Annotated in this window: 22 protein-coding genes; 11 read left to right on the top strand and 11 right to left on the bottom strand. The window is 68.9% G+C overall.

Translation table 11 applies throughout. From position 1 onward, the window contains the following. Positions 1 to 46: 46 nt before the first annotated feature. A complete protein-coding gene (locus tag ACQEU8_RS01590) occupies positions 47 to 1369 on the bottom strand; it encodes an MFS transporter (protein WP_433095952.1) in 1323 nt (440 codons plus the stop codon). A gap of 128 nt (positions 1370 to 1497) precedes the next feature. Here ACQEU8_RS01590 and ACQEU8_RS01595 point away from each other — a divergent pair, with 128 nt between their 5' ends. Continuing rightward, positions 1498 to 2265 carry a GntR family transcriptional regulator gene (locus ACQEU8_RS01595; protein WP_433095954.1) on the top strand — a complete coding sequence of 256 codons (768 nt, stop codon included), beginning with the start codon at positions 1498 to 1500 and terminating at the stop codon, positions 2263 to 2265. A 114-nt stretch (positions 2266 to 2379) separates the two neighbouring features. Here the strand turns inward: ACQEU8_RS01595 and ACQEU8_RS01600 are convergent, their stop codons facing one another. Beyond that, positions 2380 to 4221, bottom strand: coding sequence for a SpoIIE family protein phosphatase (locus ACQEU8_RS01600; RefSeq protein ID WP_433095956.1), 1842 nt, complete (start codon positions 4219 to 4221; stop codon positions 2380 to 2382). An 86-nt stretch (positions 4222 to 4307) separates the two neighbouring features. Here ACQEU8_RS01600 and ACQEU8_RS01605 point away from each other — a divergent pair, with 86 nt between their 5' ends. From ACQEU8_RS01605 to ACQEU8_RS01620, 4 genes are all read left to right on the top strand, one after another. Next, the gene (locus ACQEU8_RS01605; protein ID WP_433095958.1) at positions 4308 to 8711 is read left to right on the top strand and encodes a HAMP domain-containing protein; all 4404 of its coding nucleotides are present in this window, start codon (positions 4308 to 4310) and stop codon (positions 8709 to 8711) included. Continuing rightward, positions 8708 to 9358 (top strand): response regulator, encoded by a 651-nt coding sequence (locus ACQEU8_RS01610; RefSeq protein WP_433095960.1) that lies wholly within the window; start codon positions 8708 to 8710, stop codon positions 9356 to 9358. The genes ACQEU8_RS01605 and ACQEU8_RS01610 overlap by 4 nt, the downstream gene beginning before the upstream one ends. A 171-nt stretch (positions 9359 to 9529) precedes the next feature. Continuing rightward, the gene (locus ACQEU8_RS01615) at positions 9530 to 9826 is read left to right on the top strand and encodes a general stress protein (protein ID WP_433095962.1); all 297 of its coding nucleotides are present in this window, start codon (positions 9530 to 9532) and stop codon (positions 9824 to 9826) included. Between the two features lie 316 nt (positions 9827 to 10142). After that, positions 10143 to 10724 (top strand): hemerythrin domain-containing protein, encoded by a 582-nt coding sequence (locus tag ACQEU8_RS01620; RefSeq protein ID WP_433095964.1) that lies wholly within the window; start codon positions 10143 to 10145, stop codon positions 10722 to 10724. A gap of 150 nt (positions 10725 to 10874) precedes the next feature. Here ACQEU8_RS01620 and ACQEU8_RS01625 read toward each other — a convergent pair whose 3' ends face one another. The 4 genes from ACQEU8_RS01625 to ACQEU8_RS01640 all read right to left on the bottom strand — a co-directional run bounded on the left by ACQEU8_RS01625 (position 10875) and on the right by ACQEU8_RS01640 (position 16326). Next, entirely contained in the window at positions 10875 to 12914 is a 2040-nt protein-coding gene (locus ACQEU8_RS01625) for a CocE/NonD family hydrolase (protein WP_433095966.1), read from the bottom strand. A 9-nt stretch (positions 12915 to 12923) separates the two neighbouring features. Continuing rightward, positions 12924 to 14210 (bottom strand): ATP-grasp domain-containing protein, encoded by a 1287-nt coding sequence (locus ACQEU8_RS01630; protein WP_433095968.1) that lies wholly within the window; start codon positions 14208 to 14210, stop codon positions 12924 to 12926. Between the two features lie 255 nt (positions 14211 to 14465). Further along, positions 14466 to 15416, bottom strand: a complete 951-nt coding sequence (locus ACQEU8_RS01635; protein ID WP_433095970.1) for a phosphotransferase family protein — start codon at positions 15414 to 15416, stop codon at positions 14466 to 14468. 115 nt (positions 15417 to 15531) lie between these two features. Next, positions 15532 to 16326, bottom strand: a complete 795-nt coding sequence (locus ACQEU8_RS01640) for an ABC transporter permease (protein ID WP_433095972.1) — start codon at positions 16324 to 16326, stop codon at positions 15532 to 15534. Between the two features lie 101 nt (positions 16327 to 16427). Here ACQEU8_RS01640 and ACQEU8_RS01645 point away from each other — a divergent pair, with 101 nt between their 5' ends. From ACQEU8_RS01645 to pgeF, 4 genes are all read left to right on the top strand, one after another. Next, the gene (locus tag ACQEU8_RS01645) at positions 16428 to 17471 is read left to right on the top strand and encodes a GlxA family transcriptional regulator (protein ID WP_433095974.1); all 1044 of its coding nucleotides are present in this window, start codon (positions 16428 to 16430) and stop codon (positions 17469 to 17471) included. Beyond that, complete coding sequence (locus tag ACQEU8_RS01650; protein WP_433095976.1) at positions 17468 to 18070, top strand: DJ-1/PfpI family protein; 603 nt, start codon at positions 17468 to 17470, stop codon at positions 18068 to 18070. Before ACQEU8_RS01645 ends, ACQEU8_RS01650 begins: the two co-directional genes overlap by 4 nt. Positions 18071 to 18263: 193 nt before the next feature. After that, a complete protein-coding gene (locus tag ACQEU8_RS01655) occupies positions 18264 to 19250 on the top strand; it encodes an LLM class flavin-dependent oxidoreductase (protein ID WP_433095978.1) in 987 nt (328 codons plus the stop codon). 165 nt (positions 19251 to 19415) lie between these two features. Next, a complete protein-coding gene (gene pgeF, locus ACQEU8_RS01660; RefSeq protein WP_433102081.1) occupies positions 19416 to 20108 on the top strand; it encodes a peptidoglycan editing factor PgeF in 693 nt (230 codons plus the stop codon). A 43-nt stretch (positions 20109 to 20151) separates the two neighbouring features. Here the strand turns inward: pgeF and ACQEU8_RS01665 are convergent, their stop codons facing one another. After that, positions 20152 to 21195: an ABC transporter substrate-binding protein gene (locus tag ACQEU8_RS01665; RefSeq protein WP_433095980.1), complete on the bottom strand. Its 1044-nt coding sequence runs from the start codon at positions 21193 to 21195 to the stop codon at positions 20152 to 20154. A 130-nt stretch (positions 21196 to 21325) separates the two neighbouring features. After that, positions 21326 to 23107 (bottom strand): carbamoyltransferase family protein, encoded by a 1782-nt coding sequence (locus ACQEU8_RS01670; RefSeq protein ID WP_433095982.1) that lies wholly within the window; start codon positions 23105 to 23107, stop codon positions 21326 to 21328. Between the two features lie 327 nt (positions 23108 to 23434). Between ACQEU8_RS01670 and ACQEU8_RS01675 the strand changes: the two genes are divergently transcribed. Next, a complete protein-coding gene (locus ACQEU8_RS01675) occupies positions 23435 to 23761 on the top strand; it encodes a hypothetical protein (protein WP_433095984.1) in 327 nt (108 codons plus the stop codon). Positions 23762 to 23793: 32 nt separating this feature from the next. Here ACQEU8_RS01675 and ACQEU8_RS01680 read toward each other — a convergent pair whose 3' ends face one another. Both ACQEU8_RS01680 and ACQEU8_RS01685 read right to left on the bottom strand, forming a co-directional pair. Then, the gene (locus ACQEU8_RS01680) at positions 23794 to 24555 is read right to left on the bottom strand and encodes a class I SAM-dependent methyltransferase (protein WP_433095986.1); all 762 of its coding nucleotides are present in this window, start codon (positions 24553 to 24555) and stop codon (positions 23794 to 23796) included. 28 nt (positions 24556 to 24583) lie between these two features. Continuing rightward, complete coding sequence (locus ACQEU8_RS01685) at positions 24584 to 25537, bottom strand: SDR family NAD(P)-dependent oxidoreductase (protein ID WP_433095988.1); 954 nt, start codon at positions 25535 to 25537, stop codon at positions 24584 to 24586. 52 nt (positions 25538 to 25589) lie between these two features. On the opposite strand from ACQEU8_RS01685, the gene ACQEU8_RS01690 reads away from it, so the two are divergent. Beyond that, positions 25590 to 26009, top strand: coding sequence for a MerR family transcriptional regulator (locus ACQEU8_RS01690; protein WP_433095990.1), 420 nt, complete (start codon positions 25590 to 25592; stop codon positions 26007 to 26009). Positions 26010 to 26156: 147 nt separating this feature from the next. Here ACQEU8_RS01690 and ACQEU8_RS01695 read toward each other — a convergent pair whose 3' ends face one another. After that, on the bottom strand, positions 26157 to 26984 hold the full coding sequence (locus tag ACQEU8_RS01695) for an alpha/beta fold hydrolase (RefSeq protein WP_433095992.1): 828 nt from the start codon (positions 26982 to 26984) through the stop codon (positions 26157 to 26159). Positions 26985 to 26993: the final 9 nt, after the last annotated feature.

Below are 26993 nucleotides of genomic sequence, written 5' to 3' on the forward strand. Positions count from 1 at the left end.
CTCGGGTGGCGGTGAGCCGTACGCCGGGGGCGCGCGGAGCAGCGCGTCAGCGCGTACGGACGGTGAGGGGCTGGACCTTGCCCAGTACGAAGAGGTAGTTGAGCGCCCCCAGCAGGGCGAGGCCGCCGATCACCCCGAGCGCGGCGATGTAGGAGCCGGTCCGGTCGACGAGGTACCCGACGAGGATCGGGGTCAAAATCCCGGCGAAGTTGGAGGCGAAGTTCTGCATCCCGCCGATCGTCCCGACGTGCCGTGAGCTGGGTGCGACATCGGCCGGGAGGGACCAGATGCCGGTTCCGGCGACCGTCAGCCCGGAGTAGGCGACGGACAGCAGCGCGAGCGCCATCCATGCCTCCGGCACGACGGCGGCGAACATGATCACCGAGCCGCTGAGGAGGCCGCCGACAATGGTCACCTTGCGTACGCGGTCGACCGAGTGGCCGCGGCGGACGGCCCGGTCGGCGGTCAGCCCGCCGAGCCATCCGCACACGACGGCGCAGATGCCGGGAATCGCCCCGAAGAAGCCGAGTTGCAGCAGGTCGAAGCCGCGCTCGCTGACCAAGTAGTCGGGGAAGAAGGTGATGAAGAAGTAGATCACGCTGTTCAGGCAGAAGAAGCCGAACATCATGCTGAGCACGGTGCGGTACCGGAACAGGGCCTTCCAGGGCAGGGCGGCGGCCTCGACATCGTCGTTCGCCTCGTCGCGGGCGCCCCCGGACCGGATGTACTCGACCTCCGCCTCGTTGGCCCACGGGTGCTCCCCGGGGTCGCGGTAGACCTTCCACCACGCCAGGGCCCAGAGAAGGCCGACGCAGCCGATCACGACGAAGACCATGTGCCAGGAGGTCACCGCCACGAGCAGCGTCACGACGGGCAGTGCGATGACGGCTCCGACGCGCGAACCCGAGTCCCAGATGCTGGTGGCGAACGCTCGCTCCCGCCGGGGGAACCAGGTGGCCACGACCTTCGCCGACGTGCTCGGGGCCGGAGCCTCCCCGACGCCGAGGAGGAACCGTGCGGTGATCAGGCTCCAGAACCCCCTGGCCAGCGAGGTCGCCATGGTGAAGGCCGACCAGCAGATGGCCGCGATGGTGAACGACCGGCGGGGGCCGACCTTGTCGACGTACCAGCCGGCCGCGAGCTGGAAGAAGTCGTACGCCCAGAAGAATGCGGCGAAGACGAGGCCCTTCTGGGTGCCGGAGAGATGGAATTCCTCCCCCATGAAGGGCAGCGCGACGCTGAGGCTGGAACGGTCGAGGTAGTTGATCGTCAGCCCGGCGAACGCGAGCCAGATGATGATCCACCGAGTGCGGGTGGCGGTCCGCGGCGGGCGTACCGCGGCGTCCTGGTGAACGGGGGTTGCAGCCATGGGATGTCCTCACATCGGCGTTGATGTGTATAGCATTCGGCCGAGCTCTATAGGATCCTGGGGATCATATAGAGGTGCTGTCAATACCCGGTCCCATACGGACGGCTGCAACCTGGAGTTACGATCACGTGACAGAGGTATCCACCGGCTCGACCGACGAGGTGTGCGTGCCACGCAAGAACGCGGCCAAGCCCGCTGCGAACGGGGTCTATACGACGCTGCGCTCCTTGATCATGGACGGCGAGCTCCCGCCCGACACCCGGATCAACATCGTCGCCCTCTCCCGCGACCTCGGGGTCTCACAGACGCCGGTACGCGAGGCACTCCAGCGGCTCGAGGGCGACAACCTGATCACCTACGAGCCGGGACGGGGCTACAGCACCACCCCGCTGCTCGACCTGGACGGCCTGCGCGCACTGTTCGAGTTCCGCCTGCTGGTCGAACCATGGGCGGCGCGCGCGGCGGCGGTCGACCGGCTGAGCAACCCCGGCCCACTGCTCGACCGGGAGCTGGACTCCTTCGAACGCGTCCTGGCAGCCACGGAGAACGAGCCCGGAGGGGAGGAGTCCCACCGGGACATACGCCAGCAGCTCGTGGCACACGATGCCGCGTTCCACGCGGCGATCCTCAAGGCCACCGGCAATCCGGTGGCGGAGCAGGCGTACACGCAGACGCACTGCCATCTGCACACCTTCCGGCTCTACCCCGAAGACATCGACACCGCCAACACCGTGACCGAGCACCGGAGGATCAGCGCGGCGATCAACGGGTGCGCCCCGGAGGAAGCCGAGCAGGCCATGACCGACCACGTACGGAAGGCATTCGACAGGTTCGCGAACGCGTTCGATACGGCGGCGGCACTCCCTGAGGTACCCCCGAGGCACCTGGTGAAGTGACGCCGCCGCCGACGCGGTGGATCGGTTGCGGTGGCGTTCCGTGGGGCCGGTGGGTCGGATGCGGTGCAGTTCCGCAGGGCCGGCAGCGAGGAGCCGGTGCGGGCCCGGCCCGGGTCAGCCGGCCACCGCGTGCAGGACGAGGATCGCCAGATCGTCATCGAGCGGTTCGGGGCCGAAATCGTGCGTGGCCTGACGCACCCGTTCCGCCACCGCCGCGGCACCCAGGCCGACGCAGTCGGAGAGAATCTCCGCCAACCCGTTGTCGTCGTCCAACTGCCGCGATCCGTTGCGGCGTTCCGTCACCCCGTCGGTCACACACAGCAACGACTGCCCCGGCGCGAGATCGAAGGGGTAGGCCACGAAGCCGGGGTCGTCGTCGATACCGAGCAGCAGCTGCGGCTCCGCCACCGCTACCACCTCGCCGTCCGTGGACAGCTTCAACGGAGGCGGATGCCCGGCGCTGGCAACGGTGCAGTGCGCCCCGCCCGTCCGCTCATCGGGCTCCAGCTCTCCGTAGACAAGGCTCAGAAAGCGCGGCTGGGCGCTCTCTCCGGCCACGGCCACGGCCTCCGCACCCTCCTCGACCATCGCGGCGTTCAGCTTGCCGAGCACGGATTCGACGCCGTGCCCCTCCCGGGCGAGCAGCCGCACCAGGTGGCGGGTGAGCCCGGTGACCGACATCGCCTCCGGATCCTTGCCCTGAACGTCACCGAGCAGGAAGGACCAGCGGCTGTGACCGAGGGGGAAGAGGTCGTAGAAGTCGCCGCCCACGGTCTGGCCCATGGCGTGCGGCTCATAGACGATCGCCGACTCCACGCCCGGGAGGTCGGCGAGTGACAGCGGCAGCTGCCTGCGCTGGAGCGCCCGGCTGATGGTGGTCTGACGGGTGTACTGGCGGGCCGTGAGGACTGCCTGTGCCACCCGGCGCGCGACGTCCTCCACCGTCCGGGCGACCGGGCCCGTCATCTCCGTCGTACCGGATCTGCCGATCACCAGCGAGCCCACACAGGTGCCGCCCGCGACCAGGGAGAAGGCCAGCGCGGAACCGCTCTGTCCGGAGCCCTCGGCCTCCCCGGGCCAGGGCCAGGGGATGCCGACGGTCCGCAGCCCCATCGGCGGCGGATCGGGTTCGAGGGCGAAGCGCAGCGCGGAGACCTTCCGCTCATCGGAGTGCCAGACGCGGGAGAGTCGCATCCCGCCGGCATCCGTGGTCAGCCACACCGCGCACCAGTCGGCCAGCCGTGGGACCAGCAGCTGACCCGCCAGCGCGGCGACCATGTCCTCGTCAAGCTGTCCGGCGAGGAGCTCGCTGGCCTCGGCCAGGAAGGCGCTGCCCCGATCGGTCCACTCGGCCGTGCGGCGGCGGTCCTCCTGTCTGGAGGCTGAGAAGACCTCCGCGGCCTCCAGCTCGCGGTGCATGCCCTCGCTGAGCGTTCCCGAGGGTCGGGGCGCCATCTCGGCGATGGCGATACGGAACCAGACGACTTTCTCGGTACGCCGGTAGGCCACGCCCCAGGACTCGGCCAGCGATCCGACGATCTGGAGGCCGAGACCCCGTCCACCGACGCGGGCGCCCGACGAGTCGTCGACGACGCGGCCCGCGGGCTGCGCGTCGGTCACCTCGACCCGCACGGCGACGATCGCCTCCGGCACGTCCGCGGCCGCCTCGCCGTCGCCCGGGGCGGCGCCCTGCGCGGGCCTCGGCTGCTTCTCCACGCCGCAGGCGACCTCGATCCGGGTTCCGGCGTGCACGAGCGCGTTGGTGACGAGTTCGCTGACGAGGAGCTCCGCGTCCTCGGTGAGCCGCTGGATCAGCCGACTCGGCGTCCTGCTGGACCGGGCCTGCTTGTCGATCGCCGAGCGGACGAGCGCACGCGCGGCGGAGGGCGCGAGCTGACTCGTGGGGAGGGCCCTCCGCGACACGGGATCGCTCAGGCCGGCGGACGGCAGTCGCACAAGCCTCTCCTGACTCGAATGACCAGCGCTAAGCCCTTTAGAATAGGACAAGAGTGTACATATTAGGACGCTTAGGATGGAATGCCATGGAGGACCCTCAGGGCCAGGCTGTGCGGGAGAGGGATCTCCGTCCACTGCTGGGAGCGATGAGGTCGCTGAGCGACGGGGACTTCTCGGCGCGCTTGGGGGCCGACAGCCAGGGCATTCTGGGGGAGATCTCCGGAGCGTTCAATCAGATCGCCGCCCGTAATGAACACCTGGCCTCCGAGCTGAAGCGGATCCGCCGCGAGGTCGCCAGGAACGGCCGGCTGGACGAGCGGCTCACCGCCAGCCCGGGCCAGGGCGCCTGGGCCACCAACGTCGACGAGACCAATCAGCTGATCGAGGCCCTCGCGAGCCCGGTGACCAGGACCACTCACGTACTGGAATCGATTGCCGACGGGGACTTGGCCCATCACGTGGAGCTGTCTCCCTCCCAGCACTGGCTCCACGGCGACCTCGGGCGTCTGGACAGGGGGCTGCACCGCCTCATGGACCAGCTGTCCATGTTCACCGGGGAAGTCACACGTGTCGCCCGGGAGGTCGGCACCGAGGGCAACCTCGGCGGACGTGCGGACGTGGGGGAGCTCTCCGGCGACTGGCGGCGGGTGACCGAGGCCATCAACACCATGGCGGAACGGCTCACCAGCCAGGTTCGTGACATCGCTGGTGTGACGACCGCGGTCGCCAATGGAGACCTGACCCAGAAGGTCATGGTCGAGACCTCCGGCGAGCTGCTGGACCTGAAGCTCACCGTGAACACGATGGTCGACCAGCTCTCCGCGTTCGCGGACGAAGTCACCCGCGTCGCCCGCGAAGTCGGCACCGAGGGCAACCTCGGCGGGCAGGCAGAGGTGCGCGGGCTGTCCGGCGTGTGGGGGAACCTGACCGACAACGTCAATCTGATGGCGTCCAACCTGACATCCCAGGTCCGCAACATCGCCCAAGTCGCCACCGCCGTCGCCCAGGGCGACCTCAGCCAGAAGATCACCGTCGACGCGAAAGGCGAGATCCGCCAGCTGATGAGCGCCGTGAACACGACGGTCGACCAGCTCTCCGCGTTCGCCGACGAAGTCACCCGCGTCGCCCGCGAAGTCGGCACCGAAGGCAACCTCGGCGGACAAGCACAGGTCCGCGGCGTCTCGGGTGTCTGGCGGAACCTGACCGACAACGTCAACCTCATGGCGTCCAACCTGACATCCCAGGTCCGCAACATCGCCCAAGTCGCCACCGCCGTCGCCCGAGGCGACCTCAGCCAGAAGATCACCGTCGACGCGAAAGGCGAGATCCTTCAGCTGAAGACCACCCTCAACACGATGGTGGACCAGCTCTCCGGCTTCGCCGACGAAGTCACACGTGTCGCCCGCGAAGTCGGCACCGAAGGCAACCTCGGCGGACAAGCACAGGTCCGCGGCGTCTCCGGCGTATGGAAGGACCTCACCGACAGCGTCAACTCCATGGCGCTGAACCTGACATCGCAGGTGCGCAGCATCGCCCAGGTGACCACGGCCGTCGCCAACGGGGACCTCTCCAAGAAGATCGACGTCGACGCACGCGGCGAGATCCTCGAACTGAAGGACACCGTCAACGCCATGGTCAGCCGGCTGCGGGCCTTCTCCGACGAGGTCACCCGCGTCGCCCGTGAGGTGGGCACCGAGGGCAATCTCGGCGGCCGGGCCGAGGTCCACGGGGTCTCCGGCCTCTGGAAGGACCTCACCGACAACGTCAACTTCATGACGACGAACCTCACTTCCCAGGTCCGCAACATCGCCCAGGTCGCCACCGCTGTCGCCAACGGAGACCTCTCCAAGAAGATCGACGTCGACGCACGCGGCGAGTTCCTGGAGCTGAAGACCACCCTCAACACCATGGTCGACACCCTGTCTTCCTTCGCTTCGGAGGTGACCCGTGTCGCACGAGAGGTCGGCAGCGAGGGGCAGCTCGGCGGACAGGCCCGCGTCGAGGGCGTCTCCGGCACCTGGAAGGGGCTGACCACCAGCGTCAACCAACTCGCCCTCAACCTCACCACGCAGGTCCGCGCCATCGCCGAGGTCGCCAGCGCCGTCACGCAGGGCGACATGTCCCGCTCGATCCAGGTGGACGCGCGCGGCGAGGTGGCCGAGCTGAAGGACAACATCAATGTGATGGTGGCCAACCTGCGCGAAACCACCCGCACCAAGGACTGGCTGGAGTCCAATCTGACCCGTATCGCCGGACTGATGCAGGGCCAGCGCGACCTGGCGCAAGTCGCCGACCTGATCCTGCGCGAGCTGACGCCGCTGGTGAACGCGCAGGCCGGAGCGTTCTTCCTGGTCGACTCCGGCGGGGAACCCGGCGGAAGACCGGGCGAGAAACCGGACGGGAACCTGGAGTTCATCGCCGGCTACGGCACCAGCGAACGCGACGACACCGGCCCGCACACCAACTCGCCCCTGCACGGCCTGGTGGCGCAGGCAGTCGCCGAGAAGAAGCGCATCCTCATCGAGGACGCCCCGCCGGACTACGTACGGCTGGAATCCGGGCTCGGCTCCGCACCCGCGGCACACATCCTGATCCTGCCGATCCTCTTCGAGGACAGGCCGCTCGGTGTGATCGAGGTGGCCTCGTTCAGCAAGTTCAACGACATCCATCTGACGTTCATCGACCAGTTCGCCCACACCATCGGCGTCTCGATCAACACCATCCTGGCCAACGCCCGTACGGAAGTACTGCTCGCGGAATCCCAGCGGCTCACCTCGGAGCTGCGACAGCGCTCGGACGAACTGCAACGCACCAACGCGGAGCTGGAGGAGAAGGCCGCACTGCTGGCCACCTCCTCCCAGTACAAGTCGGAGTTCCTGGCGAACATGTCGCACGAGCTGCGCACACCGCTGAACTCGCTGCTCATCCTGGCGCGGCTGCTCGCGGACAACCCCGACGGGCGGCTCTCCGAGCAGGAGGTGGACTTCGCGACGACGATCTACCGTTCCGGTGCCGACCTGCTGCAGCTGATCAACGACATCCTCGACCTGTCGAAGGTCGAAGCAGGACGGATGGATGTGCGGCCCAGGAAGCTGCCGCTGACCAAGCTGCTGGACTATGTGCACGCGACGTTCCGGCCTGTGACCGTCGATCGCGGACTGGCCTTCGACATCGTGGTGGGCGAGAACGTGCCGCGCGAGCTGTACTCCGACGAGCAGCGCATCCAGCAGGTGCTGCGCAATCTGCTGTCCAACGCCGTGAAGTTCACCTCCTCCGGCGGTGTGGAGCTGCGCGTGGAGCGCGCCACCGGCGTGGAGTTCAGCGAACCGACGCTGCGCGATGCCGAGTCCGTTCTCGCCTTCTCCGTGAAGGACACCGGAAGCGGTATCCCGCCGGAGAAGCTCTCGGTCATCTTCGAAGCGTTCCAGCAGTCCGACGGCACCACCAACCGCAGGTACGGCGGCACCGGCCTCGGGCTGTCCATCAGCCGCGAGATCGCCGGGCTGCTCGGCGGCCGTATCGACGTCGAGAGCACGGAGGGCGTGGGCTCCCGGTTCACGCTCTACATTCCGTCGGTCTACCCCGGCAGCGCCCCCTCCCCCGCGCCGGTGCCCGCGACGACGACGCCCAGCGTGGACCTCCCCGAGGGCGGCGCCGTCACACCGGAACCGTCTCCGCCCGCGGCACTGCCCGAGCGGGAAGGACCGGAGCCCTCCCGGACGGCCACGGCCGGGCAACCCGGGCCCGCGGCCCCACCCGGTCCTGCGACCCCACCCGGCCCCGCGGCACCACCCGGCTCCGCGCCCCCACCCGGTCCCGCGGCACCACCCGGCCCCGCGGCCGCACCGCCATCGGAACCGGCCACTCCCGAACGGCCGGCTGCACCGGCTGAGCCGACTGCCGCGAGGGGGCCGGAGCCCTTCGCGCCCGCCGCCGCTCCGCCTTCCCCCGCCCCCCGGAGTGAGTCCCTGCGGGACGAGGGGCATGAGGGCGCCTGGCCTGAGACGACGCAGCTGAAACAGTGGCTCGGCGGGCCGCAGGGGCAGGTCCTGACGGGGAAGACCGTGCTCATCGTGGACGACGACATCCGCAACGTATTCGCCCTGACGCACGTACTGGGCCGCGTCGGTATCTCCGTGAAGTACGCCGAGAACGGCCGCGAGGGGCTCGAGGTCCTGGACCGTTCCCCCGAGGTGTCGCTGGTCCTGATGGACATCATGATGCCCGAGATGAACGGCTACGAGGCGATTCAGAGCATCCGGCGCACTCCCCGGCTGGCCGGACTGCCCGTCATCGCGCTCACCGCCAAGGCGATGTCCGGCGACAGCCAGAAGGCGCTGGACAGCGGCGCGGACGTGTACATCACCAAGCCGGTCGACCTCGACGAGCTGTTGCAGGCCATGTACGACCTGCTCAGCACGCCCGGCGCGCACTCCAGAACAGGGGCCGACGCCGACTCCGACACCGAGCCGCCGGGACGGACGCCATGACCACGCCGACGGAGAAGTCGAGCATCCTCATCGTCGACGACATGGAGGAGAACCTCATCGCCCTCCAAGCCGTGCTCGGGCCGCTGGAGCAGCAGCTGGTGACCGCCCGCTCGGGCGAGGAGGCGCTGAAGGCGCTGCTCCGCCAGGACTTCGCGCTCGTACTGCTCGATGTGCTGATGCCGGGGATGGACGGCTTCGAGACGGCGGGCAACATCAAGCGTCTCGACCAGACCAAGGACGTCCCCATCATCCTGCTCACCGGCACCGACGTGGACCGGGACTACGCCTACCGCGGCTACGCCCTGGGCGCCGCCGACTTCCTCTCCAAGCCCATCGACCCCTGGGTGCTGCGTACGAAGGTCAACGTGTTTCTGGACCTGGACCGCAAGAAGCGGCAACTCGCCGACCAGTCGGAGCAGTTGCGGCGTCTGCTGGCCGCCGAGCACACGTCCCCCAGGGCCGGACATCCGGTGGAGAGCCCAGCGGAGAGCATCGCCGAGCAACTGGCGCACATCACCGAACAGCTCGTCCGGGTCGAGGTGATGCTGCGCGGCCGCGACATCCCCGGCGCCCCCGAACTCGCCGACCGCATCGCCGATCTGGAGCGTGCCATCCGCCGGCTGGAGGCGAGCCGCGGCACCGGCTGACCGACGGGTCGGCCGTAGCCGGAGGGCGTCACAGAGGGCTGCGCAGCGGGGGGGACCCGCATGCGCCAGGGCTGATGGAATTTACCCAATTGACCTGTTTCGGCCCAGCATCTCGGGTACCCGCCGCCTCGAAAGATCAGATCGACCTGGATCAGTGAGGAGGACTCGGCCATGGCTGAGAACCCCGGCAACTTCGAGAACGACCGGCAGCGGGCGTCCGAAGCCGGCCAGAAGGGCGGACACGAAAGCGGGGGCAACTTCGCCAACGACCCCCAGCGGGCTTCCGAGGCAGGCCAGAAGGGCGGCCAGACCAGCGGAGGCAACTTCGCCAACGATCCCCAGCGCGCCTCCCAAGCCGGCCAGAAGGGCGGACACGAAAGCGGGGGCAACTTCGCCAACGACCCCCAGCGGGCTTCCAAGGCGGGCCAGAAGGGCGGCCAGACCAGCGGAGGCGGACAGTCCGGCTGAGCCCCTGGCAGGCATTGGCCTGCCTTCTTTCTGTGGACTGGGTGGCACGCTTGCGACGAGCAGGCCGCTCACCCCTTTGTGTCCCCGGAGCCTGCCGCTGAGGGCCCGGACCTGGGTCCTCAGCGGCACCCGGGTGACCTCGCCCCGCCAGTGGCGGGAGTTTCATCCGGAGCGGGTTGAGCCAGAGGCGAGGGGGATACCCGCTCCCCGCAGGCCTTCATCCCGCCGTGGGACCGGCCCCGGCCGGCCTGGTGGCCCAGCGGCCCACCGGCGGGGCCGTGACCGAGCCGTCCCTTGATCTTCCCAGGAGGTTGCAGTGAGTAGTGCGGAGCAGGAGCGTGCCGAGGCCGAGAGCATGCCTTCCGACGACGTGGTCGGCGTTCTGCTCAAGCAGCACGCCAGGATCCGGGACCTGTTCCAGGCCGTGCGCAGCGGCCCTGCCGACGAGCGGGAAGAGCGTTTCCGTGAGCTGCGGGCGCTGCTGGCGGTGCATGAGACGGCGGAGGAGATGATCGTTCGGCCCGCGGCGAAGAAGGCCGCCGGTGAGCGGGAGGCCGCGGCCCGTAACGAGGAGGAGAAGGAAGCGAACAAGGTGCTGGCCGAACTGGAAAAGCTGGAGTTCGGCAGCGAGAAGTTCGCCGACATGCTGGCCGACTTCGAACAGTCCGTCAGCGACCACGCCGAGCACGAGGAGCAGGAAGAGTTCCCCGCCCTGCGCACCAGGCTCAGCCAGGAGGACCGCACCAAAATGGGCAAGCGCCTCCTGGCCGTGGAGAAGACCGCACCCACCCACCCCCACCCCACAGCAGCCGGCTCCCCCGCTCTCCAGTGGACGATGGGCCCCTTCGCCTCCGTCCTCGACCGCGCCCGCGACGCGGTCAGCTCCACCGGCAAGTGACCGGCACATCTGCAGCATGATCAAGCACGCACTGTGACAAGGGTTGCCGGCCGGGACAGTCGTGCCCGCCTTCGGCTCCGGACCCGCCGACGAACGGGCCGTACGAGACAGCCGCCGCGAACGTGAACGCCGGCACCGCCGCGCGACCTCTCAGACGTAGCCCCGCGGAATGGTCCATTCCCAGTTGCGGGACCGTACCCGGCGGTTGTCCTCGTAGGCGTCCAGGGTGGCGTGCAGATAGAAGTTCGACGCGTCGGAGGTCAGCACGGTGCGGGTCTTGGTATGCACGTCCCAGCCGTCGCGGGCGAAGCCCATGACCCACTCGATATCGCCGCGTACGGATCCGAAGTCGTCTCCGGTCCAGCTGTAGCGCTCGTAGGCGCGGCGGGTCACCCGCAGATCGATGTCCTCCATGTACATGACGCCGAGGTCCTTGACGACTTCCAGCGCCGACTCGTAGTCGACGAGATCACGCGAGACCGTCCAGCGCCCCTCACCCGGCCGGATCACCGTGCTCGACAGCGGTGGCGCGCCTTCGGGTTCTTCGAACTGCGGGGCCGGCAGCTCGTCGGGGTCGTCGATCGAGCGGATGGGCAGTTCGAGTTCGCTCTCTGTCGGATGGACGGTCAGCCGCACCGGCTCCGGTGGCGGCCACGCCAGCGGCCAGTACGAGGTCGACAGTGCGATCCGGATCCGGTGGCCCGCGGGGAAGGCCTGCGCCACACCGTTGAGCTGGACACTTACCCGGTAGCGCTCACCGGGTTCGAGGGCCTTGGGCTCGTCATGCCCGTTCCGGTGAGTGAGATTGAGCAGCCCGTACGTCGCGCGCGTCGCACGTCCGTCCGGTGCGACGTCGGAGAGCCGGACAGCGATCATCGCCAGTGGGCGGTCCACTTCCAGCGTCACATGGAGCACCGGCCCGCCGAGGATCTCGCAGCGCTCGGTCAGCGGCGCGCTCTCGAAGACCAGCGAACCGCCGTCCTCCTCGCGCTGGTCGTAGGGCAGGTCGGGAGGCGCGTTGTAGGAGCACCACTTCCCGGCGAACTGGCCCACCGACAGCGGCGACTCCACACTCAGCGGCGGTGAGGTCAGTTGCTCACCGGGCCGTCCGATCCGGTGGTCGCCCAGTGGGTGCCGGACCCGTTCGACGTGCGGCGAGAGCCACTTGGGTTCCCCCACCCAGCGCCCGGGACGCTGCTCGTAGGAGGTGCACGGCGGCATGCTCTCCTGCATCCATGTGCACAGCATCGGCTCGTCCATCACGCCGTTGTCCGCGTCCTTGAGCCAGTGGTCCCACCAGCGCACGAGCTCCTGGAGGAAGCCGATGGCGGGGCCGGGCACGCCGAGGTGCGGGTACTTGTGCGACCACGGGCCGATCAGCCCTCTGCGGGGGGCCTTGAGCCGCTCCATCAGCCGGAAGACGGCGTTGGAGTAGCCGTCGGCCCAGCCGCTGACGGCGAGCACCGGGCATGCGATGGCGGAGTAGTCCTCGCAGACGGAGCCGTGCTCCCAGTACTCGTCGCGTGACTGGTGGTTCAGCCACTCGGCCAGCCACGGGCTCATCCCGTCGAGCCGCTCGTACCACATGTCCCGCCACTGGGAGCCGACCACCTGGGGGTCCGGCGGGCACGAGGTGTAGGCGAACATGGTCGAGGCCCACGAGAGGTTGTCGCTGAGCAGACACCCGCCCATGTAGTGCACGTCGTCGGCGTAGCGGTCGTCGCTGAAACAGAGCGCGGCGACCGCGCCCAGCCCCGGGGGGCGACGCGCGGCGAGCTGGAGACCGTTGAAGCCGCCCCAGGAGATCCCCATCATTCCGGTGCGGCCGTTGCACCAGGGCTGCTTGGCCATCCAGGCGAGGACGTCCTCGCCGTCGCGGAGCTCCTGTTCGAGGTACTCGTCGGCGAGCAGGCCCTCGGAGTCGCCGCTGCCCCGCAGATCCGCCCGTACGCAGGCGTAACCGTGCCCGGCGATGTAGGGGTGGTTGATGGAGTCGCGCAGGGCGGTCAGATCGCGCTTGCGGTAGGGGATGAACTCCAGGATCGCCGGGACCGGTTCGGCGTCGGAGGCGAGTGGTCGCCAGATGCGTGCGGCGAGCCGGGTACCGTCCCGGGCCGGGATCCAGACGTGCTCCTCTTCCCTGATGGCGTGGGGTGAGGAGCTGACCTCCTTGATTCCCGCAGTCCGCATGCGACCCTCCTACTCGTCGAGTTCGAACGGCAGCAGTTCGAGGCAGCGCTGGTACTTCTCGTTGAGCTCGGTCTCGTCGTCGGCCCCGAGGTAGAGGGCCGCCAGCTCGTAGCTGTAGCTGTCCTGAGAGGGCAGGCCGGACAGCCGCCTGCCCTCCTTGGCGACGATGTCGACGATCGTGTCGGGTACCTCGCGCCGCACCCGTTCGATCTCGTCCCGGTTCGGGCACCGTCGTACGTACGCGTCGGAGAACCGCCGCAGGAACCACTTCGCGGCGACCCTGTACGGGCCCTGGCGGAACGGCAGCTGGGGGTCACGGCCGAGTGCGAGGCTGACCATGCACTGGTAGTTGGGCAGGCCGTCGACGTACTCGAACAGAGGTGCGTGCGACTGGGACAGTCGCGGATTGACCTCGACGATGTTGATCCGGTCCCGTTCCTGATCCCAGAAGTACTCGATGTTGAACGTCGAATTGTTCAGGCCGATCTGCCGCACGACCCGGTCGGCGACGTCGATCATCCGCTCGGTGACCTCGGCCGGCGCCGACGACGGGTACTGGTACCGCAGGAAACTCGACGCGCCGGGGTACAGCAGGGAGTCGATCACCCCGTACACATGGACCCTGCCGTTCCGGCAGTAGCCCTCCACCGTGATCTCGTGGCCGCGGATCTCCTCCTCGGCCAGGCATGCCTGGCCGCCGGCCTCCGCCACCTCCGGTGGAAGGTCCACCATCGACAGCACGCAGTCGAACGCTTCACCGACCCGGCTGATGCGCTTCCGGATCCGCCCGGCCGCGTCGGCGAACTGCTCGGGATCGTCCGCTTTGAACGCCAGCTCGGAGGAGTAGGACTTCACGGGCTTGAGCCACATCGGGAAGTCCATCCCCGGCGGCGGCTTCGGGTTGTCGAGATCCACCAGGGCGAAGGGCGGGTGCGCGTTGCAGACCTTCTGCTGCTCCAGCCGGCTCCAGTACTTGTCCTCGCACTTGAGGACCGCTTCCAGCGGTGGGGACGGCAGGCCGCGGCGTCGGCACAGGATCGGCACCATCGAGCTCACCGGGAAGTCCCAGTAGCCCACGATCGCGTCGATCGGCCCGTCGAAGGCCTCCAGCCTGCTCTCCGCCTTCTGCAGCAGGTCGTGCAGCGGCACCGGTTCGCCATGCATCAGCTCTTCCCGCCCGAGCAGCGCATGGAAGCGGTACCCGACGAGATGCGGGAGATCGTGCAGGAGTTCACGATTGCGCTCGTCGAGTCCCAGCACGAAGACGTTTTCCGCCCTGCTGGACATAGCGGACATACGCCACATTCTACGCTTTCTCGGCGATGTGCGCGTGGGCGGCCGCCGCTCAGCAGAGGGCGACTGCGTGCGGCCTTCCGATTACGTAAAGTGACCGACTTGGCTTGGCGCGCCCAGCGCCCGCCACCAGCGTGTGCCTACGCTTCGCCACACACTCCGGACGCACCCGTAGCGGCAGGACGATCAGCAGTCACGTTCTGTCGCCGCCAGCCGGGTCTCAGGTGCGGGCCCGCTCGCGACTCGACGTACGAGTGTTCAGTCGCTCAGGCCACCGGCGAACGGCATCGTCCGCCACTGGTCGATGGCCGGCTTCAGTGCCTCGACCAGCATGGGCAGCTGCGGGGCGAGCGCGAGGCACGCCACCGCGCGGGACATGCCCACGGCGTTGACGACGCGCAGCACTCCCTCGTCCAGCTGCCGCATGCCCTGGCGCTGCGCGGCGGAGTTGTAGGCGGCTTCGCACTCGGGGCCGAGGGCCGCCACGTCCCACTCGACCGGTCCGAGCGTGGCCAGCTCGAAGTCGGAGTACAGCTCACCGTCCACGGTGGTGACGATGTTGGCTGCCGGGGCGTCGCCGTGGATCGGCTGGAAGTCGATTCCGGGGAACGTCGCCTCGAATCCCGCGCGCGAGCTGACAACGGGTTCCAGGATTTCCCACTCCCGGCGCGCACGGTCGAGATCAGCCGGTTCGATGAGTTCGGGATGCCCTTCGAGAGCGGCAAGCCCCTCGGTGACGAACCGTGGTTCGGCCGCCGACAGGAACGGCAGATCACCCGGGTACTCGCGGAGCGCGGCGTGCAGGGCGGCGACCAGGCGGCAGTTCTGCGCGAAATCGGGCTCGGCGCTCTTGTCCAGCTCGACGAACTGCCAGAACGTCATCGAGAAACCGTCCTGCTGCACAGGTTCCCGCGGCACGAGGGGACTCGGCGGGATCACCGGGTGTCCCTGTTCCGCGAGCCAGCCCACCACATCCAGCTCCACCCGCTGTCGCGCCGCCTGGGTGTCGGGGTCGGCGTACGGCGGCAGAACGGTGGGCACCCGGACCACCACTGGTGCCGGAGCGAGGTGCACGACGACGGAGAACGCGTCGTAGAGCACAGTCGCGTCGGTCACCGTGAGCCCCAGTTCGCGTCCCGCGGCGACGGCCGCGTCCAGAGCACGTGTCTTGCGGGCGGCGAGCTGGTCGGGCGTCATGAATCCGGGCATGTCGATGATAGTGCCACACCGACCGGGCGGTACGGCGGCGGCTCCGGCTCCAAGTACGCGCTACACGCCGCTGGTCAGGCGTCATGGATGCGCGGGTGGGAGAAAAGCGACTGCCTCACTGCCGCTCCGGCATCTCCCTGAGAGGGCGCAGGTGTTCGCGGGCAACGAGTTCGACGGTGAGTGCCACCGCCACGGCCTGGACGGCCAACAGCGCGATGAGGACGAACAGTTGGACGGCTCCAGCGGCAAGAGGGCCGGCGCCGCCGAGGAGCATCCCGACGAAGGCTCCCGGAAGTGTCACCAGTCCCACCGTGCGGGTCTGATCGAGGCCGGGGATCAACGCCTCGGAAGCGGCGGGCCGCGCTATTTCCATCCGGGCGTCCCTCTCCGTGAAGCCCAGCGCGAGACCCGATTCCACTTCCCCGTGCCGCAGTCGCAGTTCGTCCAGGGCCCGGCGGCCCGCCAGCACTGTCGCGCTCAGCGCTCCGCCGATGAGGATGCCGGTGACCGGGATGAGAACGATGCCCTCGGGCGGGACCAGGCCGGTGGCCAGGAGCGCGACCATGACCGGAAGCACGCTCGCCACGAGGGGCAGGGCCGTCGTCCACCACGTCCGGTCCCGCGTGATACGGCGCCCGGCAGTCCGTACGGCCACGCCCAGCATCAGAATCAGAAAGCCCGCGGTGGCTGCCTGCGACCGGGCCACCCAGACGATGATCCCCGAGACGGCCGCCAGTTGGACCGCGCCCCGCACACCGGCGAGCAGGATCTGCCGCGCTCGGCGGGTGCGCAGAGCGTCCGGGGAGAGGTGGAAGAGGGCAGCCGCACCGGCCGCCGCGAGGAGAAGAGCGACGAGCAACCCGGCGAGCGTCGCGTTGACAGGCAGAAGGGAGGCCGCACTCAGCTGCATGATGCAGGCCAGGCTACCTTCCGGCCGTAGCCGCGGTGATGGCGTGAACTGTGGGATGCGTGTCGTTGACGCCATTCCGCAGCGCGGGCGACCGTGAAGGGGTGACTCAGCGCCGCATCATCTTCGTGATCTTCGATCGTTTCCAAGCACTCGATCTCACCGGACCGCACGAGGTGTTCCAGTACGCGACGAACCTGGGCGGCGACTTCTCGTGCGAGGTCGTGGCGACCCGCGCGGGACCGGTGGAGTCGAGCAGCGGGATGCTCCTGCACGCCACACACAGCGTGGCGCAGCTGGATCCCGGCAATACGGACACGCTCATGGTCGTCGGCGGCAAGGGAGTCGACCAGGCACGGCACGACGAGGCGCTGGTCAGCTGGATCGCCGCCGCGGCGGCCGGCGCCCGGCGGGTCGCCTCGGTGTGCAGCGGGGTGTTCCTGCTGGCGGCGGCGGGGCTGCTCGACGGGCGCCGCGTCACCACGCACTGGTCGCGCGAGCGTCAGCTGGCCCGGGAGCATCCCGAGGTACGGGTCGACTGCGACCCCATCTTCATCCGGGACGGTCGGGTGTGGACGTCGGCCGGCGTGACCGCCGGGATGGATCTGGCGCTCGCCCTGGTCGAGGACGATCTCGGCAGGGACGTCGCGCATGCGGTGGCCCGGGAGCTGGTGCTGTTCCTGCGTCGTCCAGGTGGCCAGTCGCAGTTCAGCGTCGCCCTGTGGTCGCGTCAGCCGTCGACGGACCCGATGCGGGCCGCCGTCGCGGCGATCCACTCCGATCCCGGTGCCCGGCACGGCATCGCGGAGCTCGCCGCGCACGCGGGGCTGAGCCCGCGTCATCTCCAGCGCCGCTTCACCGCGGAACTCGGCGTACCACCCGCGACCTACGTGGAGCAGGTGCGCTTCGAGGCCGCGCAGCGTGCCCTCACGGAGGGCGACGAGCCGCTCGGGTCCATCGCACGCCGCTACGGCTTCACCAGCGCGGAGACGCTGCGCCGCATCTTCCACCGCAGGCTCGGTGTGCCGCCGTCCGACTACCGGGCCCGCTTCCGCTCCACCGGGCCGCTCGCCGGTGCAACTGCCCCAGCGAGCACGGAACACCCCGTCAGAGAATCCCTCAGCGAAAAGGAACGCGAATCCGCATGACCACCTATGGACTGCTGGTCTTCGACGAGGCCGAGGAACTGGACTTCGTCGGCCCCTGGGAAGTCTTCACCGCTTCCGCCATGCTCCGCGACTGGGCCGACACGGCAGTGCTCGTCGCCGAACGGCGCGACCCCGTGCGCTGCAACAAGGGCATGCGGGTCGTACCCGACCACACCCTGGACGACCATCCGGCGCTGGACGTGCTCCTGGTGCCGGGCGGCCGGGGCGCCCGCGAGGTCCAGCCGCACAATCCGGTGGTGACCGGCTGGATCGGCAAGACCGCGGAGCAGACCGACTGGGTGCTCGGAGTGTGCACCGGGTCGAACCTGCTGCACGCCGCGGGTCCGGCACGCGGCCGTCGCGTGGCCACCCACTGGAACTACGAGGACACCCTGGAGGCACGCGGCGACGTGACGGTCGTACGCGACGCCCGCTACGTCGTGGACGGGAACCTCGTCACCAGCCAGGGTGTTTCGGCCGGAATCGACAGCGCGCTCTGGCTCGTCGGCCGGCTGCACGGACGCGACCACGCACGCGCCGTGCGCCGCTACATCCAGTACGACCCGGCTCCGCCATATCTCGCCGACGAACCGATCTGACTCGGACGGTATCCCCGTCGCCGCCCGAACCATGGGAGTCCGCCGGGCCGCTGAGAGGCTCGCTGTCCGGCGGCCGCCCTCCGGCTCGCCGGGCGGGCGGTCCCGGTCGTGTAGCGGGGAGCGATCCTGGTCGCGTAGCGCGAAAAAGATCAATGTTTCCCCTCGCCGAACACATGATCTCTATGCTGGCGACATGGTGGATATACGTCTTTCGGCGCTCGAAGTCGCGGTGGTCCAGAACGGGACCCGTCCCGTGGACACCCTGCGGGACACCGCCGCCTTCGCACAGGAACTGGAACGGCTGGGCTACCACAGGATCTGGTACGCCGAGCACCACCACTCCCCCGCGATCGGCGCGTTCCCACCTGTCGTGCTCACCGCGCATGCCGCGGCCTCGACCACGGCCATCCGCCTCGGCTCGGGCGGGGTGCTGGCCCCCAACCACGCGCCCCTCATGCTCGCGGAGCAGTTCGGCACGCTGGCCGCCCTGCACCCCGACCGCGTCGACCTGGGCATCGGCCGCGGCCCCGGCACCTTCGACGAGGCCACGGCACGGGCACTGCGCCGCGGAGCCGGACCGACGACGGACGCGGAGTACCGGGAGGACATCGCCGCGATCCTGTCCTTCCTCGTCGACGAGGTCGCGTTCGGCCCGCTTCCCGAGCCATGGCTCCTGGCCTCCAGCACCGCGGGCGCCACCCTCGCCGCTGAACTCGGCCTGCAGATCGCCCTCGCCCACCACATCCGCCCCGACAACACCCACGCAGCCCTGGAACGCTACCGAGCGGCGTTCACCCCGTCCCGCTGGTGCCCGCAGCCCCGCGTGCTGGTGTGCGTGGAGACCGTATGCGCCGAGACGGAAGAGGAAGCCGCCTGGCGAACCGGTCCCATGGACGTCATCAAGGCGGGGCTCCTCAAAGGGGCGAGCGAGATCCCCTTCCCCACGCCTGCACAGGCGGCCGCCCACACATTCACCGCGCAGGAACGACAAGCACTCGACGCCTTCCGCGCCCAGCAGGCCTCGGGAACGCCCGAAGCCGTCCTGGACCGGCTCACACAACTGGCCGACGAGACAGGCGCGGACGAACTCATGCTGACGACACCCGTCTTCGACCTCCGTGACCGCGTCCAGTCCTACGAACTCGTCAAGAAGCACGCCGAGGCGACGGCAGCTCCGTAGGCACGGCAGGGGCCGACGTTCCCGGCCCCCTCGGTGCTCGCGGCCTGCGAACTGCCGTCCGCCCGGGCGCATCGGCGTCGTGGCAAACTGCACCGCGTGCCTCTACGCGATCAGAACCGTGCGGGCCGCGAGGGCGGAGACGTGCTGGCCGTCGGCCGGACACGTATGGCCTTCACCGACCGGCACAGTGGACTGTGGCTCCCCCCTGATCAGATGCGACAGCTCGGCCCTGCTTGCGACGACGTCATCCGTGCCAACCGCGCGCGTACCGCGACCGCCTTCGGTCTCGACCCCGACCGGGTCGTCTTCATGCGGCAGGTGCACGGCGCGGACGTACGGCGGGTGAGCGAGCCGTTCGGGAGCGACCCGCCGCCGACGGACGGCATGTGCACGGACAGGCCCGGACTCGCGCTTGCCGTCCTCGTCGCCGACTGCGGCCCGGTACTGCTCGCCGATCCGGTCGCCGCGGTAGTGGGGTGCGCCCACGCCGGCCGGACCGGTACGAAGGCGGGCGTCGTGGCCGAGACCGTGTGGGCGATGGTCCGTTGCGGGGCCGATCCGGCACGGATGACAGCACTCGTCGGACCCACGGTGTGCGGGCACTGCTACGAAGTGCCCCTCGAACTACGGGAGGAGATGGCGGCCGACTGGCCGGCCGCCCGAGCGGTCACCCGCACCGGCACCCCCTCCATCGACCTGCGGGCCGCCATACGAGCCCAACTCCTCGCCTCCGGAGTCCAGGACATCCGCCACGACCAACGCTGCACCGTCGAGTCCCCCGAACTCTTCTCCTACCGCCGAGAGGGCCCCACCGGAGACTTCGCGGGCTACGTCTGGCTGGAGCCGGAACCCGGGTGAACCCGCGCCCCGCAAACGCCAGACAGGGGCACTCCCTCAACCGCTACTTGGCGAGGTAATTACGCAGGTCGTCGAGAACAACATTGGCAGCGGTCACACCAAGCCCCAGATACCAGGTCTCGTCGTTCACATCCTTCGCGTGCCCGTCCTTGACGGCGCGCAGGTTCTTCCACAGCGGGCTGTCCTGCGCCTTGGCGCGGTCCGTCGCCTTCGGGTCGCCGTAGGAACCGGTGAAGATCCAGTCCGCGTCGGCCTCGTCCATCCGCTCGGAGCTGATCTCTGTGGCGAGATCATTGACCTGCTGGTTCTTGGGCCGGGGCACGCCGACGTCCTGGAGGATGGTGCCGATGAACGACGCCTTCGCGTACAGCCGGATCATGCCCGGCATATAGCGGACCATCGAGACGGTGGGCTTGTCGTCCCCCAGATCGTCGCCGAGCTTCTTCGCCTTCTTCTCGTACGCGCCGAGCTGGGCCTTCGCCTGCTTCGTACGGTCGAGAGCCGCGGCGTTCAGGAGGAAGTTCTCCTTCCAGGTGAAGCCGGGGCGGATGGAGAAGACCGTCGGCGCGATGGCCGCCAGTTGCTTGTACTTGTCGGCGGCACGGAGCTGACTGCCGAGGATCAGATCGGGCTTGAGCTTGGCGATGGCCTCGAGGTTGAGGTTGTTGATGGTGCCGACGTTCTTCGGGTGGCCCGCCTTCTTCTTGAGGTAGCTGGGGATCCCGTTGTCGCCCTCGGTGGGAGCGAGGCCGACGGGCTTGAAGCCGAGCGAGACGGCGTTGTCGAATTCGCCGACGTCCAGCACGACCACACGCTTGGGCTGCTTCTTGAGCTCCGTCTTGCCCATGGCGTGGGTGACGGTACGCGGGAACTCGCCCGGCTTGGCGTCCGTACCGAACGAGGCCGTCTTCTTGGCGGCGCCGGCGAAGTCCTCGCCGCCCTGCGCCACCTTCTCCTTCGCACTGCCCTTTCCGCCGCCTGAGTCGCCGTCGGACGAGCCGCAGGCCGACAGGGTCAGCGCGGCGGCAAGGGAGAGAGCGACGGCTGTGACAGCACGCTTTCTGCTGCCGCTCGGGCGTATCGACATCAAGTGCTCCGGAGCTCAGGGGACGTTACTTAGGCGAACCTTACCTCATTTTTCAGCCACACCTGAGAGCGTCCCCCGGCCCTCCCACCCGCGCCCTGTCGGGCCGCGGCGGAGCCCGTTGGGCGTCGGCTCAGCCGCCCTTCTTGGTGACCACGAACCGGTCCATGACCAGGTAGTCGATCTCCGTGGCAAGGAAGCACTCCAGCGCGTCCCGCGGCGAGCAGACGATGGGCTCGCCGGCCACATTGAAGGACGTGTTGAGCAGACAGGGCACATCCGTCCGCGCCGTGAAGGCGCGCAACAGCTCTGCCAGGGCGGGGTTCCGTCCCTCGTCGACAGTCTGGATCCGGGCGGTGCCGTCCACGTGACAGGCGCCGGGGATCCGCTCCCGGTACTCCTTCCGCACCGGGAAGACGAACGTCATATAGGGGGACGAGGTCTTCTTCCCCATCTCGAAGACACGTGGAGCCTCGGATTCGAGGACAACGGGCGCGAACGGACGGAAGGGCTCCCGATGTTTCACACGGAGGTTGATGATGTCCTTGATGTCGGGGAAGGCCGGGTTGGCGAGGATGCTGCGGTTCCCCAGGGCGCGTGGTCCGAACTCGGCGCGGCCCTGGAACCAGCCCACGACATTCTTCTCTGCCAGCAGCTCCGCCGTCCTCTCGGCAACCGCAGCCGCGTCGGGCTCCTCCTGCCACTCGACGCGGTCCGCGTACTCCGCCAAGGTGTCCAGCACTTGACCGTCGTCGTACGAGGGCCCCAGGTAGGGAGTGGTGACCGCGTCGGCGGGCCGGTTCCGGAGACCGGCGGTGTACACGGCGGCGCCGATGGCGACACCGGGGTCGCTGGCCCCGAAGCTGACCTCCATGCCGGTGAACGACGACCTCTCCAGCATCTTGGTGTTCGCCACGCAGTTGAGCGCCAGTCCGCCCTCGAAGAGCAGGGTGTCCAGGCTGGAGGCCGCGGTCAGCGTCCGGAGCTGGTGAGCGGTGACAGCCTCGACCATGTGCTGTGCCAGTCCGGCGACCCTGACCCGGAAGTCGAACTCCTCGCGCTTCTTGCTGTCGCCGCCGAACAGGCTGTCGAACAGCGCGTAGTAGGACTCCGGGTCCGGAGGGATGGAGATGGTGTACGAGCCGTTCTCGTGCAGCCGCACGACGCGTTCGAGCAGGGGGTTGTGCTGCGGCGGCGGGGCGTACGCGGCGAGGCCCATCACCTTGTACTCGTCGTTGTTGGGAACGAAGCCCAGATAGCGGGTGATCCTCCCGTAGGCCACCCCGAGCGAGTTGGCCATGTCGACGGTGCTCTCGTCGAAAAGCCGAACCACGCCGTTCCGCAGCTCGCCCATGACGGAGGACAGGGTCTCCGCCCGGCCGTCGCTCACCAGGAACGCGGCGTCGTCCCCGCCCGCCAGGTAGGCGCCGCACATCAGATGGGCCAGGTGGTGGGGCACCAGCGCGAGCTTGTTGGGGTCCAGCTCGTAGCCGGTGCGCTGGACGAAGTCGCTGTACACCGCGTCACGGCTGAGCATGTCGGTGTAGAGCTCGCCCGTGCGCCGCAGGGAGTCGAACTTCGCCGTGACCGGCAGATCGCTGTCGCATATCTGCGCGATCATCTCCTCGCCCACGACCTCCGAGAAGCGCCATGGGAAAGCGAAGACATCCACCTGGTCGAGGTCGACACCCGCGGAGTTCAGGCACCACTTGATCGCGTGCTCCGGGAAATCGGAGGTCTTCTTGACCCGGCTCAGCCTCTCCTCCTCGACCGCCGCGACGAGCTCGCCGTCGATCACCAGAGCTGCCGCGGCGTCGTGCCCCACCAGGAGGTTACGGCCGACACCGGTCGCCCCGAAGAGACGTCCGAAAAGCTCCGCACCCCTGGTGAATCCGTTGTAACCGAGCACGATCACTGGCCCTCAGCCTCCCGAGCACGACAGTAGCGGCAGGCCGAACAGGCTATCGGCCAGGGGTACTTGAGGGGTAGGCGTGATGCACGAGCAGAATGTGACGCGCTTCCCCGGCCCGAAAGGGCCCCGGGGTGGAACGCCCGCCGCCCGCCACCTCGTGGCGGCTGGGCGGGAGGCTCCGCGCCGCTCGGCGGACGGCCCGCGGAACCGCCTCGAACGGCCTGACCTGGCAACCGGCGCATGCCTGACCGGTACTGTCAGCGGGACAGTTCGTCGCCAGGGGGATCGGATATGGGCGTGTCTGCTGCGTCGGATGACCGAGGAAGCTGCTTGATCCGTGGCGGCGCGCTGCTGGCTGCCGTTCTCGTCACCGCATGGTGGGGATTCGTGGGGCTGGGGACCGAGAATTTCGGGAGCGACTGCCTCTTCCACTTCGGCGAAGCCGGACCGCGGGCCGAGCACTGTTACCGGGTGAACGAGCGGGCCGAGACGTGGCTTCCGTGGACGGTGGCCGGCGCGTGGAGCGGTACGGTTTTGAGTCTCGTACTGCCGCGACGGCGTCCCGCGGTGCAGCGTACGGCCGCCGGCCTCGCTGCCGCGTGCCTTGTCGTCGCTGTCGTACTCGGCGTCCACGCGATGGCCGTCTCCTCGCCGTGAGGGGCTGTCGGCTGCGTGGGGTCAAAGGTCGGTCACCAGCAGCCGGTAACCGAGGTCGGCTTCTTCCAGCCTGAGCATCTCGGCGTGGCGGGTGTTCCCCCAAGCTCTTCGAGCAGGGAGGTACCCCCATGGCCGGTCGTCAGGTCGTCCGCGAGCCGGGTCAGGCCGGGCGCGATGACGTCTTCGCCGGACTGGCTGAGCATGGAGATCCCCGCGCGTACCTCGGGGTCGAGGTACGCGCGGGGGCGGCGCCAGTACGCGGCGCCGAATCCGTCGGTGCAGTCGTGCGGGACCGGGACCGGTTCCTGCCGCGCACCGCCGAGCAGGTCGGCCAGTTGATCCGTCGGGACGGCGCGGGTGTCGTCGAACGCGGCCGCTTCCGGCAGGTAGTCCCGTACGAGCCAGAACCGCTCGCGGAAGAGCTGCTGATCCCATGTCAGGACGACGATGCGGCGGCGGGCGACCCGGCGCAGCTCACTGATTCCGGCGGCCAGGTCGGACCAGTGATGGATGGTCAGCAGTGCCATCACCGCGTCGGCGGCGTTGTCCCGCAGTGGAAGGTGCTCCGCGACCGCCTGCACGGCGGGTGCGGATCCCGCCGGCCGCTGGGCGAGCATGACCTGGCTGGGTTCGACAGCGAGCACCGTCCGCGACGGTTCGTACGAGCCGGTGCCGGCGCCGATGTTGATCACGTCCGTGGCGTCTCCGAGTGCTCTGTGGATCCGCGCGGCGATCCTCGGGTCGGGCTTCCGCGTTCGGGCGTATGTGGCGCCCAGCGTGTCGTAGGTGGCCATGCGGATCAGTATGCGAAGCGGCCTGCGGTCAGGAGAACAGATCCAGATCGGTGAGTTCGCTGGAGAGTTGCCAGAGCCGGGATGCCGCGTCGGGGTCGACGGCCCAGGGCTTGACACCGCCGACGAGCATGTCGTCGGTGCGGGCGGGTTCGGCAATGGCGCAGTCCTGGCAGTACGCCCCACCGTGGCCGTCGAGCAGCGGTGAGGTCGCCGCCCATACGGCCGTCGCCGCGCCCTGCGCCGGCGTCTTGAATCCGGCTGCCGGTGTGCCGTCCGGGGTGATCCAGCCCTGGGCCCGCTGCTCGTCGTAGGGGATGTGCCGTTGCAGTGGCGTCAGGATGCTGCCCGGGTGGACCGCGAAGGCGTGCAGCCCGCTGTCGGCACCGAGCTTGTCGAGATGTACGGCGAAGAGCGCGTTCGCGGTCTTGGACTGCGCGTAGGCCGGCCAACGGTCGTAGCCGTCACGGAAGTGGAGGTCGTGCCAGCGTACGTCGGAGAGGAAGTGGCCGGACGAGGCCACCGAGACCACCCGGGCTCCTTCCGTCAGTGCCGGGCGAAGGCGGTTGACGAGAGCGAAGTGGCCGAGGTGGTTGATCGCGAAGTGCGCCTCCCAGCCGGGACCGACGCGGGTCTCCGGACAGGCCATGATGCCGGCGCCGTTGATGAGGAGATCGAGGGTACGGCCGGTGTCCAGGAAGCCGGACGAGAACGCCCGGACGCTTTCCAGATCCGCCAGGTCGAGTTCCTGCACCTCCGCCCGGGGCACGCCGCGCAGCGCCTCCTCCGCCGCGGCGGGCCTGCGCGCGGGGACGATCACGTGTGCTCCCGCCCGGACGAGGGCCCGCGTGGTCTCCAGCCCGAGACCGGAGTAGCCGCCGGTGACCAGGGCGGTCCTGCCGGACAGGTCGACCCCCGCGAGGACGTCGTCCGCCGTGCTGTGTGCGCCGAATCCGGTGCCGGACTTGTGTTGCTGTGATGTCATGCCCGGGACGCTAGTTTCTAGACTGCGCTCCAGGTCAAGGTACTGTCGGTGCATGAGCAAACAGGCCGGTGAGCTGTCGATCGGGGAGGTCGCCGAAGCGACCGGACTCAGCGTGCACGCCCTGCGGTTCTTCGAACGCGAGGGCCTCTTCCTCCGCCCGATCCCCCGTTCCAGCGGCGGACGGCGGGTTTACGAACGCGCAGACGTGGAGTGGCTGCTGCTGTGCAACCGGCTCCGCGCCTCGGGCATGCCCATCGCCATGCTGAAGGAGTTCGCCCGGCTCGTCCGGTCGGGCCCGGGCAATGAAGCGGACCGCCTCGCGCTGCTACGGGAGCACGAACAGGCCGTGCGCGCCAAGATCTCCGAGCTGAACGCAGACCTGGAGGTCATTCACAACAAGGTCCTCGCCTACGAGCAGCACGTCCGCGACGGAACCGCTGCGGGCGTCTGGTCGCCGACACCGTCCCGCTGATTCGCCCGGAGGGCGCCGCCCGGGGCATCGGCGAGCTGCACGACGTGGTGATCCGCTTGCCCGGCGGTTCCCGTCCAGAGCATCGTCGCCGACCTCGAACAGGCCGACTCCATGCGCCGCGACCGTGTCGGACGGCGCACACGCAGGTCACTTCTCGAGAAACTCCAGAAGGTCCTTGTTGAAGCGCTCTTTGTCACCTGGCACCAGGGCGATGCCGTGCGAACCACCTTCATAGACCTTCAGCTCGGCGTCCGCGATGAGGTCGGCGGACTTGCGCCCTGTGGCGTCGATCGGCACCACCTGGTCGTCGTCGCCGTGCACGATGAGTGTTGGGACGTCGAACTTCTTGAGGTCCTCATGGAAGTCCGTCGTACCGAACGCGTCGACACAGTCGACACCGCCCTCGATGGTCTGCGCCATGGCCATGTACCAGAAGGCGTCCTTGTTGCCCTGGGTGGCCTTGCTGCCGTCACGGTTGGCGGAGAAGAAGCCGACCGCGGTGTCCTTCCAGAACTGCGAACGCTCCTCGATGATGCCCGCCTTGAGGTCGTCGAAGACGGACTGCGGGACACCCTCCGGGTTGTCCGGACCCTGCAGCATCAGCGGCGGGATCGCGGACAGCAGGACGGCGGAGCGGATCCGCCCGGTGCCGTGGCGGCCGATGTAGCGGGCGAGTTCGCCACCGCCCATCGAGTGCGCCACGAGCGTCACGTCCCGCAGGTCGAGACTCGTGATCAGGTCGTTCAGGTCGTCGGCGAAGGTGTCGAAGTCGTAACCGTCGTACACCGGCGTCGAACGGCCGTGACCGCGTCGGTCGTGCGCGATCCCGCGGTATCCGGCGTCAGCGACCGCCTTCAGCTGGTCCTGCCACGCGTCACCGTTGAGCGGCCAGCCGTGGCTGAACAGCACGGGACGGCCACGCCCCCAGTCCTTGTAGAAGATCTCGACACCGTCTCGCGTCGTGCAGATCGGCATTGCGCGCCC

The sequence above is a fragment of the Streptomyces sp. CA-250714 genome, from assembly GCF_050936705.1.
GTDB lineage: Bacteria > Actinomycetota > Actinomycetes > Streptomycetales > Streptomycetaceae > Streptomyces.